This is a genomic window from Seongchinamella sediminis (assembly GCF_003457605.1).
Lineage (GTDB): Bacteria > Pseudomonadota > Gammaproteobacteria > Pseudomonadales > Halieaceae > Halioglobus > Halioglobus sediminis.
On record NZ_QRAN01000003.1, the window covers coordinates 161,777 to 176,042 of the forward strand.

Sequence of the window (14,266 nt, forward strand, 5' to 3'; positions counted from 1 at the left end):
GGAGCTGCTTGGATCAGGCGAGGTTTTCGTTGATGTAGTCGATCGCCAGCTTGACAGTGGTAATTTTCTCGGCTTCCTCGTCGGGAATTTCAGTCTCGAATTCCTCTTCCAGAGCCATTACCAACTCCACGGTGTCCAGAGAGTCCGCGCCCAGGTCCTCGACAAACGAGGCCTCCGTCTGCACTTCTTCTTCTTTCACGCCAAGTTGCTCCGCTACGATTTTCTTAACGCGTTCTTCAATGCTGCTCATGATTATTTGTCACTCCTGAGATTTAGTGCTGATTCAAACCCTGATTCACGGCCTGAGCGCGCATTTTACTCTGTTTTGTCCAAGAGTTATAAATATTTTTTTTGCGCGCCGCACACCGGTAACTATTAACTGCCAATTCAAACAGTTAAGCCATATACATACCACCATTTATATGCAGTGTTTCGCCGGTGATGTAGCCCGCTGCATCGCTGCACAGAAAGCCCACCAGCGCCGCGATTTCCTCGGGCTGCCCCAGCCGGCCCAGGGGTATCTGGCCCAGCATCAGCTGCCGCTGCTCCTCGTTGAGCTCGCGCGTCATGTCGGTGTCGATAAAGCCCGGCGCCACACAATTGACGGTCACCGAACGCGAGCCCAGCTCCCGCGCCAGCGCCCGGGAGAAGCCCTCGGCGCCGGCTTTGGTGGCGGCGTAATTGCTCTGGCCCATATTGCCCATGGAGCCCACCACCGAGGTGATGTTGACGATGCGCCCCCAGCGGGCCTTGGTCATGCCGCGCAGGCAGGCCTTGCTGACCCGGTACAGGGCATTGAGGTTGGTGTCGATCACATCGCTCCATTCATCGGCTTTCATGCGCATGAGAATGTTGTCGCGGGTAATACCGGCATTGTTGACCAGCACCAGGGGCGCGCCGAATTGTCCGGCGATGGCCTTGAGCACTTCAGCCACATTGTCGTCATCGGCCACGTCCAGTTTCATTCCGCAGCCGTCGTTGCCCGCCGCTTTCAGGTAGGCGCTGATATTTTCCGCGCCACCGTCACTGGTCGCGGTGCCCACCACGGTGTAACCGTCGGCGGCCAGTTGCTCGGCAATGGCCCTGCCGATTCCCCGGCTGGCGCCGGTAACCAGCGCTACCTTCCTGTCTTCACTCATTGTCGATCTCCTCTGGTGGATAGGCGGGCTCAGCCCAGTTCCTGGCGGGCGGAAGCCAGGGATTCAGGTTCTTCCAGCGAGTAGCTGGCCAGGGCTTTGTCGATGCGCCGGTTAAGCCCGCTCAACACCTTGCCCGGGCCGCACTCGACGACACTGCTGACACCGGCATCGGTCATTGCCTGCACACACCGCGTCCACTGCACCGGACTGTAAATCTGCTGCACCAGTAGCTCTCTAATAGCCCCGGGGTCGGACTCGGTGGCGGCGTGGACATTGTGCACCACCGGGATTTCCGGGGTACTGATCTCGATGCTGGCCATGGCCTCGGCCAGACGCTCTCCCGCCGGCTTCATCAGTTCCGTATGGAAGGGTGCGCTCACCGGCAGCGGCATCGCCCGCTTCGCGCCCGCCTCCTTCAGCGCCGCAATCGCGGCTTCCACCGGCGCCGTGTGACCGGCGATCACCACCTGCCCCGGCGAGTTGAAGTTAACCGCTGCCACCACCCCGTCGGTGGCGCTGCAGATATCGTTAATGACGTCGTCGTCCAGGCCGATGATCGCCGCCATGGCGCCCTCGCCCACCGGCACGGCGGTCTGCATGAACTGGCCGCGGCTGCGCACCAGGCGTACCCCGTCGGCAAAATCCAGGGCGCCAGCGCAGACCAGGGCGGAAAATTCGCCCAGGCTGTGGCCGGCCATCAGCGCCGGGCGCGCCCCGCCCTCCGCCAGCCAGGCGCGCCACAGCGCCACCGATGACGCCAGCAGCACCGGCTGGGTGGTCTCGGTGAGGTTCAGCGCCTCCTGTTCGCCGTTCTGGATCAGGTCCCACATGTCGTAACCCAGGGCCTCCGAGGCCTCGGCGAAGGTATCGCGAACCGCCGCGAACTGGTCGTGGGCGGCGGCGAGCATGCCCACTTTCTGGGAACCCTGTCCGGGGAAAACAAAAGCGAGTGAATTGTCTGACATGGTGTATTCCTGGGTGGTCTGTCGGTGTTAGGCAGCCCGGCTGATGTGCCGCGCAGGGGCCATCCCGGCTGTACGATGCAGCAGGCAACGGGGGGCAGTATTTTCAGGGGGCAGAAATGTTGACAGCGCTCCTGGTGGCAGCGCTGCCGGGGCGGCGGAGACGGCTGTCTCCGCGGAGAAAATAAACGGTACTGGTGACCGCCGGGACAAGTGCTTAGTCGTCGGAACCGGTGTCGACGACTTTCTTGCCACGGTAGAAACCGTCGGCGCTCACGTGGTGGCGACGATGGGTTTCACCAGATGTCTGGTCTACCGACAGGGTGGATCCGGACAGGGCATCGTGGGAACGACGCATCCCGCGACGAGAGCGGGTCTTCTTGCTTTTTTGCACAGCCATGGGCTAACTCCTGATTTACTTGTCCGTTTTCAACTGCGCCAGTATGTCGAAGGGATTGGGCTTGTTGTCGCCCTCGCCCTCGTCAGGAGCCGGCCCGGTATAGTCGGACAATATCTGTTTACAATCTTCAGTGTCGTGGTAGTTAAAGGAAGGCAGGGCCAGAATCAGCTCGTCCTCCAACAACTCCCACAAATTCGCGCCCTCTTCCGGCACTATCAACGGGTCCAGGTGACGGGGAAGGTGCCTGGCCTGGTCGTCGGTCCAGACAATCCCCAGGGTGTTTTCTCCCGCCAGTTCCAGGGGCATGGCCTGCAGGCAGCGTTGGCACTCTACCAGCACCTTTGCCTGGTAGCACACCTCGATCACCGGCTGCTTTTCCTCGTCCCGGGAAAACGTTAATTCCGCGTCAATCTCCCCCTGTTCGGCAGCCAACAAGGCTGTAAATCGAGGCAAATTGGCGAGGTTCAACGCACCGCTAATGCTCACTCCACGCGCTGCCGCCTTGCGGACGTCCAGCGTGCTGGGGAGGGGCTCAGTCAACATAGGCGCGCATCATAGTGAGGCAACCCCCCTTTGTCAAAAAAAATTCTATAAAATACAAGCAGTTCTCCGACTTATTCACAGGATTGTTTTACCCCCATGGAACTGATTCTCGCCTCCACCTCACCCTACCGCCGGCAACTGCTGGAACGGCTGGCTATTCCCTTCACCTGCGAGGCGCCGGCGGTGGATGAAAAGCCCCTGCCCGGGGAGGCCCCGGAGGTCCTCGCCAGCCGCCTGGCCCTGGCCAAGGCGCGCGCCATCGCCAGCCGTTTTCCCGCGGCGCTGGTGCTGGGCAGCGACCAGGTGGCGAGCATTGCCGGCGACTGCATTGGCAAGCCGGGGAATCACCAGGCCGCCGCGGCCCAGCTGCGCGCCAGTGCCGGCCGCCGCGTGTCCTTTTATACCGGGGTGGCGCTGGTGGCCCGGTCGCGGCAGCTGGAGCTGACGGCACTGGTGCCGTTCGCGGTGGAGTTCCGCGCCCTGGCAGAAGAAGAAATCCAGTCCTACCTGCAGCGGGAACAGCCCTACGACTGCGCCGGCAGCTTCAAGTGCGAGGGGCTGGGGATCAGCCTGTTTGAGCGCATGATCGGCGATGATCCCACCAGCCTGGAGGGCCTGCCCTTAATTGCCACCAATCGCCTGCTGCGCCAGGCGGGGCTACCCTGCCCCTAGGACAGGGCCTGCAGCCGCTGCGGCGACTCCTGCGGCAGCAGCACCTCCATCGCCCGGGGCAGGCTGAGGCCGATAATGTTGGCCGCCTCGGCGTCACTGGGTACCGGCAGGCCCAGCTCCCGGGCCACCGCCTGAACCGAGGCCACGATGTGGCTGACGGCGTCGCACAAGGTGCCATCCCAATCAAATATAACCATAATCAGCAATTACTTACGGAGCTTAGTTAAAACGCTTTCCAGCTCTTCATCGAGCGCCGCCTCCAGCTCCAGGCGGCCCGTTTCGGGCAGCCGCAGGCGCAGCCTGACGGCGTGCAGGAACAGCCGCTTGAGGCCCAGTTGCTGGCCCAGGGCGGCGCCCTGGTCGGAGCCGTACTTGTCGTCGCCGAGCAGGGGGAAGCCGGCGTGCTGGGCGTGGACCCGGATCTGGTGGGTGCGCCCGGTGACTGGTTTGGCCTCCACCAGGGTCGCCCCGGGGAAGCGCTCAATCACACTGAACTCGGTGATGGAGGGCTTGCCCTCCCGGGACACCCGCACCATGCGTTCTCCCGACTGCAGCACGTTCTTCTGCAGCGGCGCCTCGACCCGCTTCAGCTTGCGCGGCCACTTGCCGGGCACCAGCGCCAGGTAGCGCTTGTCGACCTTGTCCTCGCGCAGCTGGCGATGGAGCTCCCTGAGAATCGCCGGGCGCCGGGCCACCATGATCAGGCCGGAGGTATCCCGGTCCAGCCGGTGGACCAGCTCCAGGTAGCGGTCCTCCGGTCGCATCTGCCGCAGGCACTCGATCATGCCGTAATTGAGCCCGCTGCCGCCGTGGACCGCCAGCCCGGAGGGCTTGTCGACCACCAGCAGGCCCCTGTCCTCGTAGATGACCCGCGCGGCCAGCTGTTCCGACCAGTAGCGGGGAATGGTCGGCGCCTCCGAGGGTGGCGGCGTGCGCAGTGGCGGCACCCGCACCAGGTCGCCGGCGGCGAGCCGGTGGTCCGGCTTTACCCGCCCCTTGTTGACCCGGATTTCGCCCTTGCGCATCGCCTTGTAAAGCCGGGTGCGCGGCACGCCGCGCAATTCCCGGGTCAGGAAGTTGTCCAGGCGCTGGCCGGCGGAGTTCTCATCCACGGCCAGGTGGCGGACTGTTGGCCTGTTTTCTTCGCTATCTGACATAAGCTACGGAATTCGTTTAATTTTCCTGCAATAGGTGCTATAGTCCGCGGCGTGTGATTGCCGCCGCCCGCGACCAACCGGTGCCGGCGACGCATCAAACCACTGGCGATGTTTGGGCCTGCCGATGAAATACGCATGGTACCGCCAGCCGCAATCATACAATGGACGTCAATGCGCGACGGGCAAAACCCGACTAATCCACGCATATAAAGACGATGACTGAAACCGAGCAGATAATGACTGCCGGGACACCGAATCAGATTTAACAGCGTCGTCGCCAGCCCCAGGTGCTGCGACACTACCAAAAAGGCGGAGTGAGTACCATTCCCCCCGACGCTGATACGGCCACCCTGTGTGGCAAAGTAGAAAAGAATACCTGGATGCCGGGAGTGGCATTCAAGCCCCCGTGCCCACAAGGCACTTAAAACACGCGTTTAGCGTGCACGACCGCCCTCCCCCAAGGCCTTGCTGTTTAGGGCCTGCACACTGATTCCTGCCCGGCCAGGCCTGCTCACTATAGGCTTAGGCACTTATGAAAAAAATGTTAATCAATGCGACTCAACCCGAAGAGTTGCGCGTTGCGCTGGTCGATGGCCAGCGACTGTACGACCTGGATATAGAGAATCGCACCCGTATCCAGAAAAAATCCAACATCTACAAGGGCAAGATCACCCGCGTTGAGCCCTCACTCGAAGCCGCATTTGTCGACTTCGGCGCCGAGCGCCACGGCTTCCTGCCGCTGAAGGAAATTGCCCGCGAGTATTTTTACCGCAAGCCCGACGGCGATGGCCGGGTCAAGATCAAGGACGTGGTCAAGGAAGGCACCGAAATCATCGTCCAGGTAGATAAAGAAGAGCGTGGCAACAAGGGCGCCGCCCTCACCACCTTTATCTCCCTCGCCGGCCGCTACATGGTGCTGATGCCCAACAACCCCCGCGCCGGCGGCATCTCCCGCCGCATCGACGGCGACGACCGGTCTGAGCTGCGCGAGGCCCTCTCGGCCCTGGAAATCCCCAATGGCATGGGCGTTATCATCCGTACCGCCGGTGTTGGCCGCTCCTCGGAAGAACTGCAGTGGGACCTCAACTACCTGCTGCAGCTGTGGGAAAAGATCACCCAGGCCAACGAGGAAGTCAAACCCGCGACCCTGCTGTTCCAGGAGAGCAACGTTATCATCCGGGCGATCCGCGACTACCTGCGCGACGATATCGACCAGGTGCTGATCGATTCCGCTGACGCCTTCAAGCAGGCCCAGGACTTTGTCAGCCTGGTGATGCCGCAGTTCAAGAACAAGCTGCGGATCTACGAAGACAGCATTCCCATGTTCAACCGCTTCCAGATCGAGAGCCAGATCGAGACCGCGTTCCAGCGCGAGGTTCGGCTGCCCTCCGGCGGTTCCATCGTCATCGACCCCACCGAGGCCCTGGTCTCCATCGACATCAACTCCGCCCGCGCCACCAAGGGCAAGGACATCGAGGAAACCGCGCTCAAAACCAACCTGGAAGCGGCTGATGAAATCGCCCGCCAGCTGCGCCTGCGCGACATGGGCGGCCTCATCGTTATCGACTTTATCGATATGCTGGCTTCCAAGAGCCAGCGCCAGGTGGAAAACCGGATGCGCGATGCCCTGAGCATCGACCGTGCCCGGGTCCAGGTCGGCCGCATCTCCCGCTTTGGCCTGCTGGAAATGTCGCGCCAGCGCCTGCGCCCGTCGCTGGGTGAAACCAGCGCCAAGGTCTGCCCCCGCTGTACCGGCCAGGGCACGATCCGCGACACCAAGTCGCTGGCCCTGTCGATCCTCCGCCTGCTGGAAGAGGAAGCGATCAAGGACCGCAGCGCCGAGGTGCGGGCCATCGTACCGCTGGACGTGGCCGCCTACCTGCTCAATGAAAAGCGGGTCGCGCTGAGCGACATCGAGCGCGAGGCCCGGGTCAGGGTACTGGTTGTGCCCAACCCCAACATGGAAACACCACACTTCGAAGTGCAACGCCTGCGCGACGACGAAGTCGATGGTGACCACGAGATCAGCTACAAGATCGAGATGGCCCCGCCGGATGTAGAGTCCATCTCCGATACGCACACGGCCGCCATTCCGCAGCAGGAAGCCGCGGTTAAAGCCCTGGCGCCCCGCGGCCCGGCGCCGGAAGCGGCGGAAAAGCCCGCCCAGCAGCCGAAGCAGAAGGCGGGCCAGCAGCGCAAGCCGAAACAACAGGCCGCAGCGCCACAACCGCAACCGGGACTGCTGGCTCGCCTGTGGGCCGCCCTGTCCGGCGGTGCGGAGGAAGAGCAGCCCAAAGCAGCGCCGAAAAAGGCCAGCGGCGAGCAGCAGCGCCAGGGCCAGAAGTCATCCCAGGGCAATCGCAACAACCGTAACCGCAACCGCAACCGGCGCAGCGGTGAGCAACAAGCGCGCGGCGAACGCCAGGACGACAGCCGCAAGCAGCAGGACAAGCAGCGCGACGGTGCAACCGGCGACAAGCAGAAACGCCAGCGCAGCGACGAGCAGCGCAGCAATGGCAACAGCCGCAACCGGCGCCGCAACAACCGCGACGGCCAGAGCAGCAAGCAGGAAGTGAGCGCCGAAGCGGCCAACGACAGCAAGCAGAGCGCAGCCGAGCAGCCGCAGGAGCAACGCGAGGGCCAGCCCCGCAAGCGCCCGGCGGACATGAAGCGCAGCGAACCGCAGCGCCGCCGTCGCAGCCGCAAGCCCGCTGAAGGGCAGGATGCGAAACCGGAACAAGCGGCAGCGCCCGCGGCGGTCGCCGACCTGGCTGACAGCAGCAAGAGCGAAGCGGCGCCGGCGCCACAGTCTCCGCCGCCTGCCAAGCCAGAGCCTGCGGCTGCCAGCGCCGAGCAGCCGGCAGCCACTGCCGCCCCGGAAGCGCCAGCCGCACAGCAGGAGGCCAAAACTGACGCCGCGCCGGAACCCGTGGCCACCGCCCCGGAAGCGCCGGCCGCGAAAGCGCCCGTGGCCGAGGCCCAGCCTGAGCCCGCGGCAGCAGCAGCGGCGCCCTCAGCCCCCGCAGTCGCTGCCGAGCCCCCTGCCCCGGCAGCGGCACCTGCCGGCATCACCGCCGAGGGTCTCGCTGTTAACGATCCACGGGTTGAGCCGAAGCCGGTTGAGTCTGTGGCAATCAGCACCGGGCACCCGCCGCTGTTCAGCGACCGGGTAGCCCCGCCGGCAGCGCACAGTGGCCGGGTTGAAGCCCGCGCCAGTAACGACCCCCGCGGCCCGCTGCCCGGCGTGCCGATGGCCGAGGCGGCATCCGGCAACTAAAAAGGCTGAAATATAGGCACGGGAGGCACTTCGCCTCTTGTGCCTGATTTCGATAACGGTATAATCTCGCCTTCCTCGCCCCCGGGCGAAGGCACAAACTATCTGGTTTTTCGGTGGGCTGGCTGAGTGGTCGAAAGCGGCGGTCTTGAAAACCGTTGAGGCGAGAGCCTCCCGGGGTTCGAATCCCTGGCCCACCGCCATTCATAGGTAATTTGGAATCCCCCGAGATCACAATTACCGGCTCGAAAGCCCCGTATATCGGGGCTTTTTGCTTTCTGGCAGATACCCCCGTCGTGTATACCATTCATCATCCGGGCCCGGGTATTTCTTCAGCAATCAGATTCGGCCAAATCTCCGCGGATTTTCGGCCGCTATGATCAGAGGCAGGTTGACGGGCTGATTGGGCCCGACTTTCTGGCGCCAGGCCAGAGTTACAGCCAAACCTATACCGCCCGTGAGAAAACCAGTGCCCGTGGTGAAACATTCACCCAGTCCATTCAGGTCACGGATGTAAAAACCTACCGCGGCCGACGCACGGTCACGGTGCCAGCGGGCACCTTCGACACCTGTTTGTTCGAGTCTGACAGTCAGGTCAGTGGGCCATTTCCTATAGGTGGTGTCACCCGGACCTGGTTGGGCGTGGGCACGGGTGTGCTGATCAGGGAGGAAGGAGATAACGGCAGGGAAACCACTGTGTTGCTTTCGGCGAAAATTAACGGTCGGTCGATTTAAAGGTCCAGAAGACAGCCAAGAGCGGCGACGAAAAGCGCAAGACAAGCTTGAATTGGACAAAGCCGGTGTCACGCCGCGCAGCCTCATTGTTTCTCGAATGCCATAATTGCTTGAGTGGTCGCCCTCGAGTAGCTAGACTCCCAGCCATAAACAAATAAATCATAAGGAAGGAACCATGCAATCGAGATTCACTCGTCTTATTTCGGGGCTGTTGATTTTTATGGTCCCTCTATTCGCCTCTGCGCAATCAGCAGTAATCAATTACAGCACTCCACCAGCAGCTGCTCTTCCGGTCCCGATATTCGGGCAGACTGGACTATTGCTGCTGGGCCTTGCTGTCATTGTCGGGGGGCTTTTCAATCTTCGCAAAAGTGCCAGAGCTACCAGGATACTCTCGATGATGGCGATTGCCTCCGGGCTTGCCCTATCCTCACTCTCGGGAAACTGGTTAGTGTCCAACGCTAATGCGCTCGTTGCCTACACCGAGTATTTGTTTTCAGAAAACCCTGCTCCAGTTACCGTTTCTGAATTCCCTGCGGAACTGACAAACGATCTGGAAGCTCCTGCAACTATTCAGTCGATTGAGGTCTCGGGCTGTAATGACGGGACCACTCTTGTTGGAACCTGCGAGGAAGACTTTGTTGTTGAAGCCAATGGTGGAAGCTGCACCATAGAGTCAGTTTGCACGCCTCCCCTCGGCGACCCACCGGTACTGGCAGAGCAATGTGTAACCAGCAATGATCTGGTCAGTGGAGACCCATGGACGGTATGTGAGGCTGATGCCAATAGTGCATGGGTATCTGCCGACAACGAAGGTGTATACGAGGCCGACCGCATTTGCCAACAACTCGGCTTTGACAGAGTGGACCAATATGGCGGCACATGCGGTGATGTATGCGGTTACTGCCAACCTGAAACCACGTCCTGCAGCTCTCCCGGAAACAAGACTTTTGACGGTAACGGCGATGCGAACTTCCCGCAGCTCGCGTTTGCAGTCATGTGGACTTGCGTCAATGATAACTGAGCGAAAGTAGTTCAGGTAGCACGCCCCGCCTCAGTGCGGAGCACTCTTCTGCGCTGTGACTTCCGCGCGCTCTGAGGATCTATCGCTCGCTTTTCAGGTACAGAGAGAGGAAAGTTGTTTGCCCCGCTTCAGTACTCCCCCGGCGGCGAGTCATTGTCACCTTCCAGCGAATCGGGGGGTGAAGCGATGAACAGTTCCACGCCGGCCTCGATATCCGTCTGGTCGATACGAAAGGTCACGGTGGGATAGATAACGCCCTCCTTGTGCGCGGTTACCTTGTAGGTTCCATTCACCGGCATGTTCAGCCAGGTGACGCCGCCATCTACCGACACGCTCTCCTGACTGAGGTCGGGAATCACCGAGGCGTTGAAGTAAATCGGGCCGATTGCGTCCGGTGTTTCTGGCGACAGTGAAACCAGCGCCCCCGGATCCCCGTGAGGCAGGCGATCATCGTGCATGGAACCCCAGGACTTGCCCACGGTAACGACCATCGCATTGGAAAAGAAGAAATTGGGGTAGCCATTGCTGCGCATCATGCTCTCGACAAACGGCAGCATCCCGTACTGGTAGTAATAGGGATCGATAAACTGGATGGCAAAGTCGGTGTTGTCATTATCATCGATGACATTGACGTTGGTCTTGGTGGTGACCCAGTCCTCTTTCTCGAATATGAACGAGAACTCCAGGTCAACATCGCGATCTTTTACCACGTACATGGTCCACCAGCCGGTGTCGTCGGTCTGCAGGTCGAGGTCGCGGGTCCCAGGATATTCAGCGATCCACACCCGGGTCTCGGGAACCGTTGCGTGATAATCGATGTACTCCGGCGGCTGGAGCTGGATGTCAATGCCGAAATGGTTGGTCTTGCCCATCAGCTTGACCAGGCTCACCCTGGGTCCCAGGATTTCATCCTGCAGCGCTACCTCGGGATTGGCCTCGTGTTCGTCTACGATATCCTGCACCAGACGCCGGGAGAAACGCGCATCGGTAAACACCAGGATATTGTCCTGCAGTTCGACGCCGGGGTGAATGTTGTCGCTGTCGCTGCAGCCCGTGAAAACTACAGTGCAAACCGCCAGCAGCAGACCCGTTTGCAACAATCGCCGTGCGTTTCTCATGGTATGGTTCTCCCAGCATTTTTATTGTGTCCAGCTTTTGTTGAATCCATGTTAGCATCGAATACACCTGGCGACCATTGCTGATGCAGCAGCAGAGGCGGGAAGACATGCCAGCCTTCAGGTCGCCGGCAGGTTTGCGCCTGAAGGTCAGCCCACCCCATCGAGAGGTGATGCATGATGAATCAACCCCGGCAAACAAGCGGCCTGGACGAATTCAGCCGCCGCTACCTCTACCTGCTCGCCGGCGTTGTCGCCATCGGCCTGCTGTGGTGGTTATTCACCCTCGACTATCGCGTCGCTGAACTGAATGACCTGCTGGAGGCGGATGAACAACTGGCGGCCTACCCTTACCAGTTCCGGGTGCTGTCGCTGGACAATGGCAGTGCACGCATGTCCAGCCCGCGTTCGGCGCAGATGTCGGCGATCCAGGGTTTGCGCATTCTGTTCCCGCAGCTGACCACGGCCAGCGCAGACTCGGCAGAGATGCTGGCGGCGCAGGTGAAGCTGGCGCGAACCCAGTCCCGGGCCGCCGCGCTGGTCAGCGCCGAGGCGGATGTAAACCGGGTTATCTGGGTACTGGACGAACGCTGGCTGGGCAGCCACGGGGTCTACGTCCAGTAAGCCCCGGATCAGCGCGCGATTTCGCGTTCCACGTCGGCCTGCCAGTCCCCGGCAGCAAGAGCCGGCGCCGCATTGAGCTGGGCCATCATGCGCGGGTAGTGTTCCCTGAACACCGCCATGATGTCATCGAAGGGCAGGTCCGGGTACTCACCGCGATCGTTGAGGTACTCCATGTGGCGGTTACCCGCCTGGTCGAACTCGTGGTAAATGCTGTCCTCGCGGCCGTTGAACTCCAGCGGCCGCAGGCCAAACTTGTCGCACAGCGCCCGGTTGAAGGCCGGCGTGGCCTTGACCCAGCGACCTTCCAGGAAGATGGTGGTATAGCCGTGGAAGTAGAATATTTCGGTTTCCATGGACTCGCGCAAGCGCTCGGTAGAGAGGTGATTGCGCACGTCGGCGAAACCGAGCCGGGCGGGAATGCCGCTGGCGCGACACACGGCGGCCAGCAGCACCGCCTTGGGTACGCACCAGCCCTCGCCGGCGGCCAGGACCGCGGACGCACGAAAGGACGCTGGTTCGACACCCACCGCGTAGGGATTGTAGCGGATACCGTCGCGCACGGCGTAATAGAGCCACACCGCGCGGCTCAGGTCGTCGCCGGTACCGGCATGGTCGCGGGCGAAACGCTGGATCGCCGGCGCATCGGCGTCGATATAGAAGCTGGATTCCAGGAACGGCTCCACGGGTTCAAGCTCTGCTGTCGGTTGCATTGACGACTCCCTGCTGAGGTCTGACCCCACAGTATACCCGCTCGTCCTGCTCGCTTCAGAACGGGTTTTCCAGGTCGAGGTTGACCTCGTAGCCGCCCACCCGGACTTTGCGCGCATCCAGTTCCACGTCGGCATCGCCGAGCACCCCATGGTCAAAGCGATACACCGGCTCGATGGTGCCGGCTATCATGCCCTCGTCGTAATCGGCCTGCGCCTGCACCACCGCCTCGTTGGCGGCCTGCCAGTCCTGCCACTGGCGGGCGCTGCAGCGCTTTTGCAGCAGGCTCATGGTCGCCGTGGGGCTGAGCAGGGTCGCCGAGGCGTTGTTGCCGCCAAAACCCTTGGAGTTCACTACCGCGTACTGGGCCCGCGCGGGGTCAAAGCGCCGGTGCTCCCTGCTGAAGGCCAGGTGCTCGGTGCGCACGTCGTCAGCCAGCGCATCGATGGTGGTAATGCCGGGAATCAGGCCGTGGTGCCACATGCTCAGGGTGGCGGTGACCTGGTCGCCGGAAGCGGCGCCCAGGGAGTGGCCGAGATAGCTCTTCAGCGCCACCACCGGCCAGCTGTCGATGCCAAAGGCCGCGGCCGTGCGGCTGAGAATCTCCGACTCGGTCACCCGGTTCTGGGGGGTGCCGGTGCCGTGGGCCTGCACCAGGCCACCCTCGCGAACCGCCTGTTCGCCGAGAATCGCGCGGACTGCGGCCACTGCCTTGGCCATGGTGATGTAGTTACCCACCCCCGGGCCGGAAATCGACTTCTTGTAGCCATCGGCGTTGACGAACACGTCGGTGGCCGCGCCATAAACCGTGGCGCCCAGTTCCAGCGCCAGGGCGTCATCCATCAGCACCACCATTTGCGCCGATTCGGCAATGGTGAAACCGCAGTTATTGGCAAAGGGCCGGCAGGCCCGCCGATGGTCCAGCTTGTCCCCCGGGGCCAGGCCGTCCAGCTGTCGCAGTTCCTTGTCGGTGGCCAGCGCCCCCATCGCCGCGTAGCCCTCCATCACTTCGGCATTCACCGGCGCCTCGGCGGCACCGATAAAGGCCACCCGGGCCCGGCCGGCGCGAATATCGGCGATACCGTTTTTCAGGTTGTAGAGGAAAGAGGCACAGGCTCCGAGGGTGGCACCGGTAGAGCCCATCGCGCCCAGCACATAGGCATTGATAAAATCCGAGGGCATCTCGGCCAGGCTCAGGGGGCAATACTTGGAGGTCACCCGCTTGCCGTTGTAACGGGCCTTGAGCATGCCGCCGGCGCCGTAGCTGTCCAGCTGCCCCATGGCACTGCCGGCGTAGACACTGATCATGTCCGCCGGTACCCGCTGCTGGATCATCTCCCAGTCCAGGCCCAGGTTCCCCAGCGCGTCGGACGCGGCGCACACGGTCATTTGCAGGCCCCGGGGATGACTGCGCGAGGCGTAGAGTTTGCCCGGCTCATAGCCGGTGGGCAGCTGCCCGGCGGCCTTGACCTCGAACTCGCGGTTGGTGGGCAGCAGGAACTCCTGGTGGCCCTGGATATTCACGTTGACGTGGGTTACCGAGGTGGGGGTGACTTTCCAGCTGGGCGGAATATCGTCCGGCAGGTGGCGGCGCTCGATGTCGAAATTGACCGGATGGCCGTTGCTCTCGGTGGGAAAACGCTGGTTCCAGAGTACGGAGTCAACGTCGAAGTGCTGGGTTTCGATACGCCGGATCAGCGTATGCTCCAGAATGTACTGTTCCTGCCCGGCGGGGTCGGCGAGCCCCATCATCCGTGCCAGGGCGGCCAGGGTGCGCTGCTGCTGGTCACGGTCCAGGGCCTCGTAGCCCATGCGGGCAAGCGCATGATGCCCGGAAGCGCGCCCGGCGCCATTGTATCCACCCAAACTGACGATGACCGGTAAAGGCTGGCCCGACATGATAAAAACTCCGC

General features: G+C 62.1%; 14 protein-coding genes and 1 tRNA gene. 5 read left to right on the forward strand and 10 right to left on the reverse strand.

Features of this window, described 5'->3' with window-relative positions; translation table 11 throughout:
- Nucleotides 1-13: 13 nt before the first annotated feature.
- The 5 genes from acpP to DWB85_RS03920 all read right to left on the reverse strand — a co-directional run bounded on the left by acpP (nucleotide 14) and on the right by DWB85_RS03920 (nucleotide 2,954).
- Nucleotides 14-250: an acyl carrier protein gene (acpP, locus tag DWB85_RS03900; protein WP_066056577.1), complete on the reverse strand. Its 237-nt coding sequence runs from the start codon at nucleotides 248-250 to the stop codon at nucleotides 14-16.
- Between the two features lie 145 nt (nucleotides 251-395).
- Entirely contained in the window at nucleotides 396-1,139 is a 744-nt protein-coding gene (gene fabG / locus DWB85_RS03905; protein WP_117952891.1) for a 3-oxoacyl-ACP reductase FabG, read from the reverse strand.
- 29 nt (nucleotides 1,140-1,168) lie between these two features.
- Entirely contained in the window at nucleotides 1,169-2,104 is a 936-nt protein-coding gene (fabD, locus tag DWB85_RS03910; RefSeq protein ID WP_117952892.1) for an ACP S-malonyltransferase, read from the reverse strand.
- A 214-nt stretch (nucleotides 2,105-2,318) separates the two neighbouring features.
- A complete protein-coding gene (gene rpmF, locus DWB85_RS03915; RefSeq protein ID WP_117952893.1) occupies nucleotides 2,319-2,501 on the reverse strand; it encodes a 50S ribosomal protein L32 in 183 nt (60 codons plus the stop codon).
- A gap of 15 nt (nucleotides 2,502-2,516) precedes the next feature.
- On the reverse strand, nucleotides 2,517-2,954 hold the full coding sequence (locus DWB85_RS03920; protein WP_162845995.1) for a YceD family protein: 438 nt from the start codon (nucleotides 2,952-2,954) through the stop codon (nucleotides 2,517-2,519).
- A gap of 186 nt (nucleotides 2,955-3,140) precedes the next feature.
- On the opposite strand from DWB85_RS03920, the gene DWB85_RS03925 reads away from it, so the two are divergent.
- A complete protein-coding gene (locus tag DWB85_RS03925) occupies nucleotides 3,141-3,716 on the forward strand; it encodes a Maf family protein (RefSeq protein WP_117952895.1) in 576 nt (191 codons plus the stop codon).
- Here the strand turns inward: DWB85_RS03925 and DWB85_RS03930 are convergent.
- Both DWB85_RS03930 and rluC read right to left on the reverse strand, forming a co-directional pair.
- A complete protein-coding gene (locus DWB85_RS03930; RefSeq protein ID WP_239017208.1) occupies nucleotides 3,713-3,913 on the reverse strand; it encodes an HAD hydrolase-like protein in 201 nt (66 codons plus the stop codon). The two genes, DWB85_RS03925 and DWB85_RS03930, sit on opposite strands and share 4 nt — an antisense overlap.
- Nucleotides 3,914-3,922: 9 nt before the next feature.
- Nucleotides 3,923-4,873: a 23S rRNA pseudouridine(955/2504/2580) synthase RluC gene (gene rluC / locus DWB85_RS03935; protein WP_117952896.1), complete on the reverse strand. Its 951-nt coding sequence runs from the start codon at nucleotides 4,871-4,873 to the stop codon at nucleotides 3,923-3,925.
- Nucleotides 4,874-5,405: 532 nt separating this feature from the next.
- On the opposite strand from rluC, the gene rne reads away from it, so the two are divergent.
- The 3 genes from rne to DWB85_RS19390 all read left to right on the forward strand — a co-directional run bounded on the left by rne (nucleotide 5,406) and on the right by DWB85_RS19390 (nucleotide 9,906).
- Nucleotides 5,406-8,150, forward strand: a complete 2,745-nt coding sequence (rne, locus tag DWB85_RS03940; RefSeq protein WP_117952897.1) for a ribonuclease E — start codon at nucleotides 5,406-5,408, stop codon at nucleotides 8,148-8,150.
- A 112-nt stretch (nucleotides 8,151-8,262) separates the two neighbouring features.
- Nucleotides 8,263-8,350, forward strand: a tRNA-Ser gene (locus tag DWB85_RS03945).
- Between the two features lie 707 nt (nucleotides 8,351-9,057).
- Nucleotides 9,058-9,906, forward strand: coding sequence for a hypothetical protein (locus DWB85_RS19390; protein WP_133300558.1), 849 nt, complete (start codon nucleotides 9,058-9,060; stop codon nucleotides 9,904-9,906).
- 128 nt (nucleotides 9,907-10,034) lie between these two features.
- Here the strand turns inward: DWB85_RS19390 and DWB85_RS03950 are convergent, their stop codons facing one another.
- Nucleotides 10,035-11,024, reverse strand: coding sequence for a hypothetical protein (locus DWB85_RS03950; RefSeq protein ID WP_133300559.1), 990 nt, complete (start codon nucleotides 11,022-11,024; stop codon nucleotides 10,035-10,037).
- 174 nt (nucleotides 11,025-11,198) lie between these two features.
- On the opposite strand from DWB85_RS03950, the gene DWB85_RS03955 reads away from it, so the two are divergent.
- A complete protein-coding gene (locus DWB85_RS03955) occupies nucleotides 11,199-11,645 on the forward strand; it encodes a hypothetical protein (protein WP_205422655.1) in 447 nt (148 codons plus the stop codon).
- A gap of 8 nt (nucleotides 11,646-11,653) precedes the next feature.
- On the opposite strand, the gene DWB85_RS03960 is transcribed toward DWB85_RS03955, so the two are convergent.
- Both DWB85_RS03960 and DWB85_RS03965 read right to left on the reverse strand, forming a co-directional pair.
- Nucleotides 11,654-12,355: a transglutaminase-like domain-containing protein gene (locus tag DWB85_RS03960; protein WP_117952899.1), complete on the reverse strand. Its 702-nt coding sequence runs from the start codon at nucleotides 12,353-12,355 to the stop codon at nucleotides 11,654-11,656.
- Nucleotides 12,356-12,410: 55 nt separating this feature from the next.
- Nucleotides 12,411-14,252 (reverse strand): beta-ketoacyl synthase, encoded by a 1,842-nt coding sequence (locus DWB85_RS03965; protein WP_117953035.1) that lies wholly within the window; start codon nucleotides 14,250-14,252, stop codon nucleotides 12,411-12,413.
- Nucleotides 14,253-14,266: the final 14 nt, after the last annotated feature.

Coding starts and splice junctions, on each gene's coding strand:
- acpP (WP_066056577.1), bottom strand. CDS start 250: ATGAGCAGCATTGAAGAACGCGTTAAGAAAATCGTAGCGGAGCAACTT.
- fabG (WP_117952891.1), bottom strand. CDS start 1,139: ATGAGTGAAGACAGGAAGGTAGCGCTGGTTACCGGCGCCAGCCGGGGA.
- fabD (WP_117952892.1), bottom strand. CDS start 2,104: ATGTCAGACAATTCACTCGCTTTTGTTTTCCCCGGACAGGGTTCCCAG.
- rpmF (WP_117952893.1), bottom strand. CDS start 2,501: ATGGCTGTGCAAAAAAGCAAGAAGACCCGCTCTCGTCGCGGGATGCGT.
- DWB85_RS03925 (WP_117952895.1), top strand. CDS start 3,141: ATGGAACTGATTCTCGCCTCCACCTCACCCTACCGCCGGCAACTGCTG.
- DWB85_RS03930 (WP_239017208.1), bottom strand. CDS start 3,913: ATGGTTATATTTGATTGGGATGGCACCTTGTGCGACGCCGTCAGCCAC.
- rluC (WP_117952896.1), bottom strand. CDS start 4,873: ATGTCAGATAGCGAAGAAAACAGGCCAACAGTCCGCCACCTGGCCGTG.
- rne (WP_117952897.1), top strand. CDS start 5,406: ATGAAAAAAATGTTAATCAATGCGACTCAACCCGAAGAGTTGCGCGTT.
- DWB85_RS19390 (WP_133300558.1), top strand. CDS start 9,058: ATGCAATCGAGATTCACTCGTCTTATTTCGGGGCTGTTGATTTTTATG.
- DWB85_RS03950 (WP_133300559.1), bottom strand. CDS start 11,024: ATGAGAAACGCACGGCGATTGTTGCAAACGGGTCTGCTGCTGGCGGTT.
- DWB85_RS03955 (WP_205422655.1), top strand. CDS start 11,199: ATGATGAATCAACCCCGGCAAACAAGCGGCCTGGACGAATTCAGCCGC.
- DWB85_RS03960 (WP_117952899.1), bottom strand. CDS start 12,355: ATGCAACCGACAGCAGAGCTTGAACCCGTGGAGCCGTTCCTGGAATCC.
- DWB85_RS03965 (WP_117953035.1), bottom strand. CDS start 14,252: ATGTCGGGCCAGCCTTTACCGGTCATCGTCAGTTTGGGTGGATACAAT.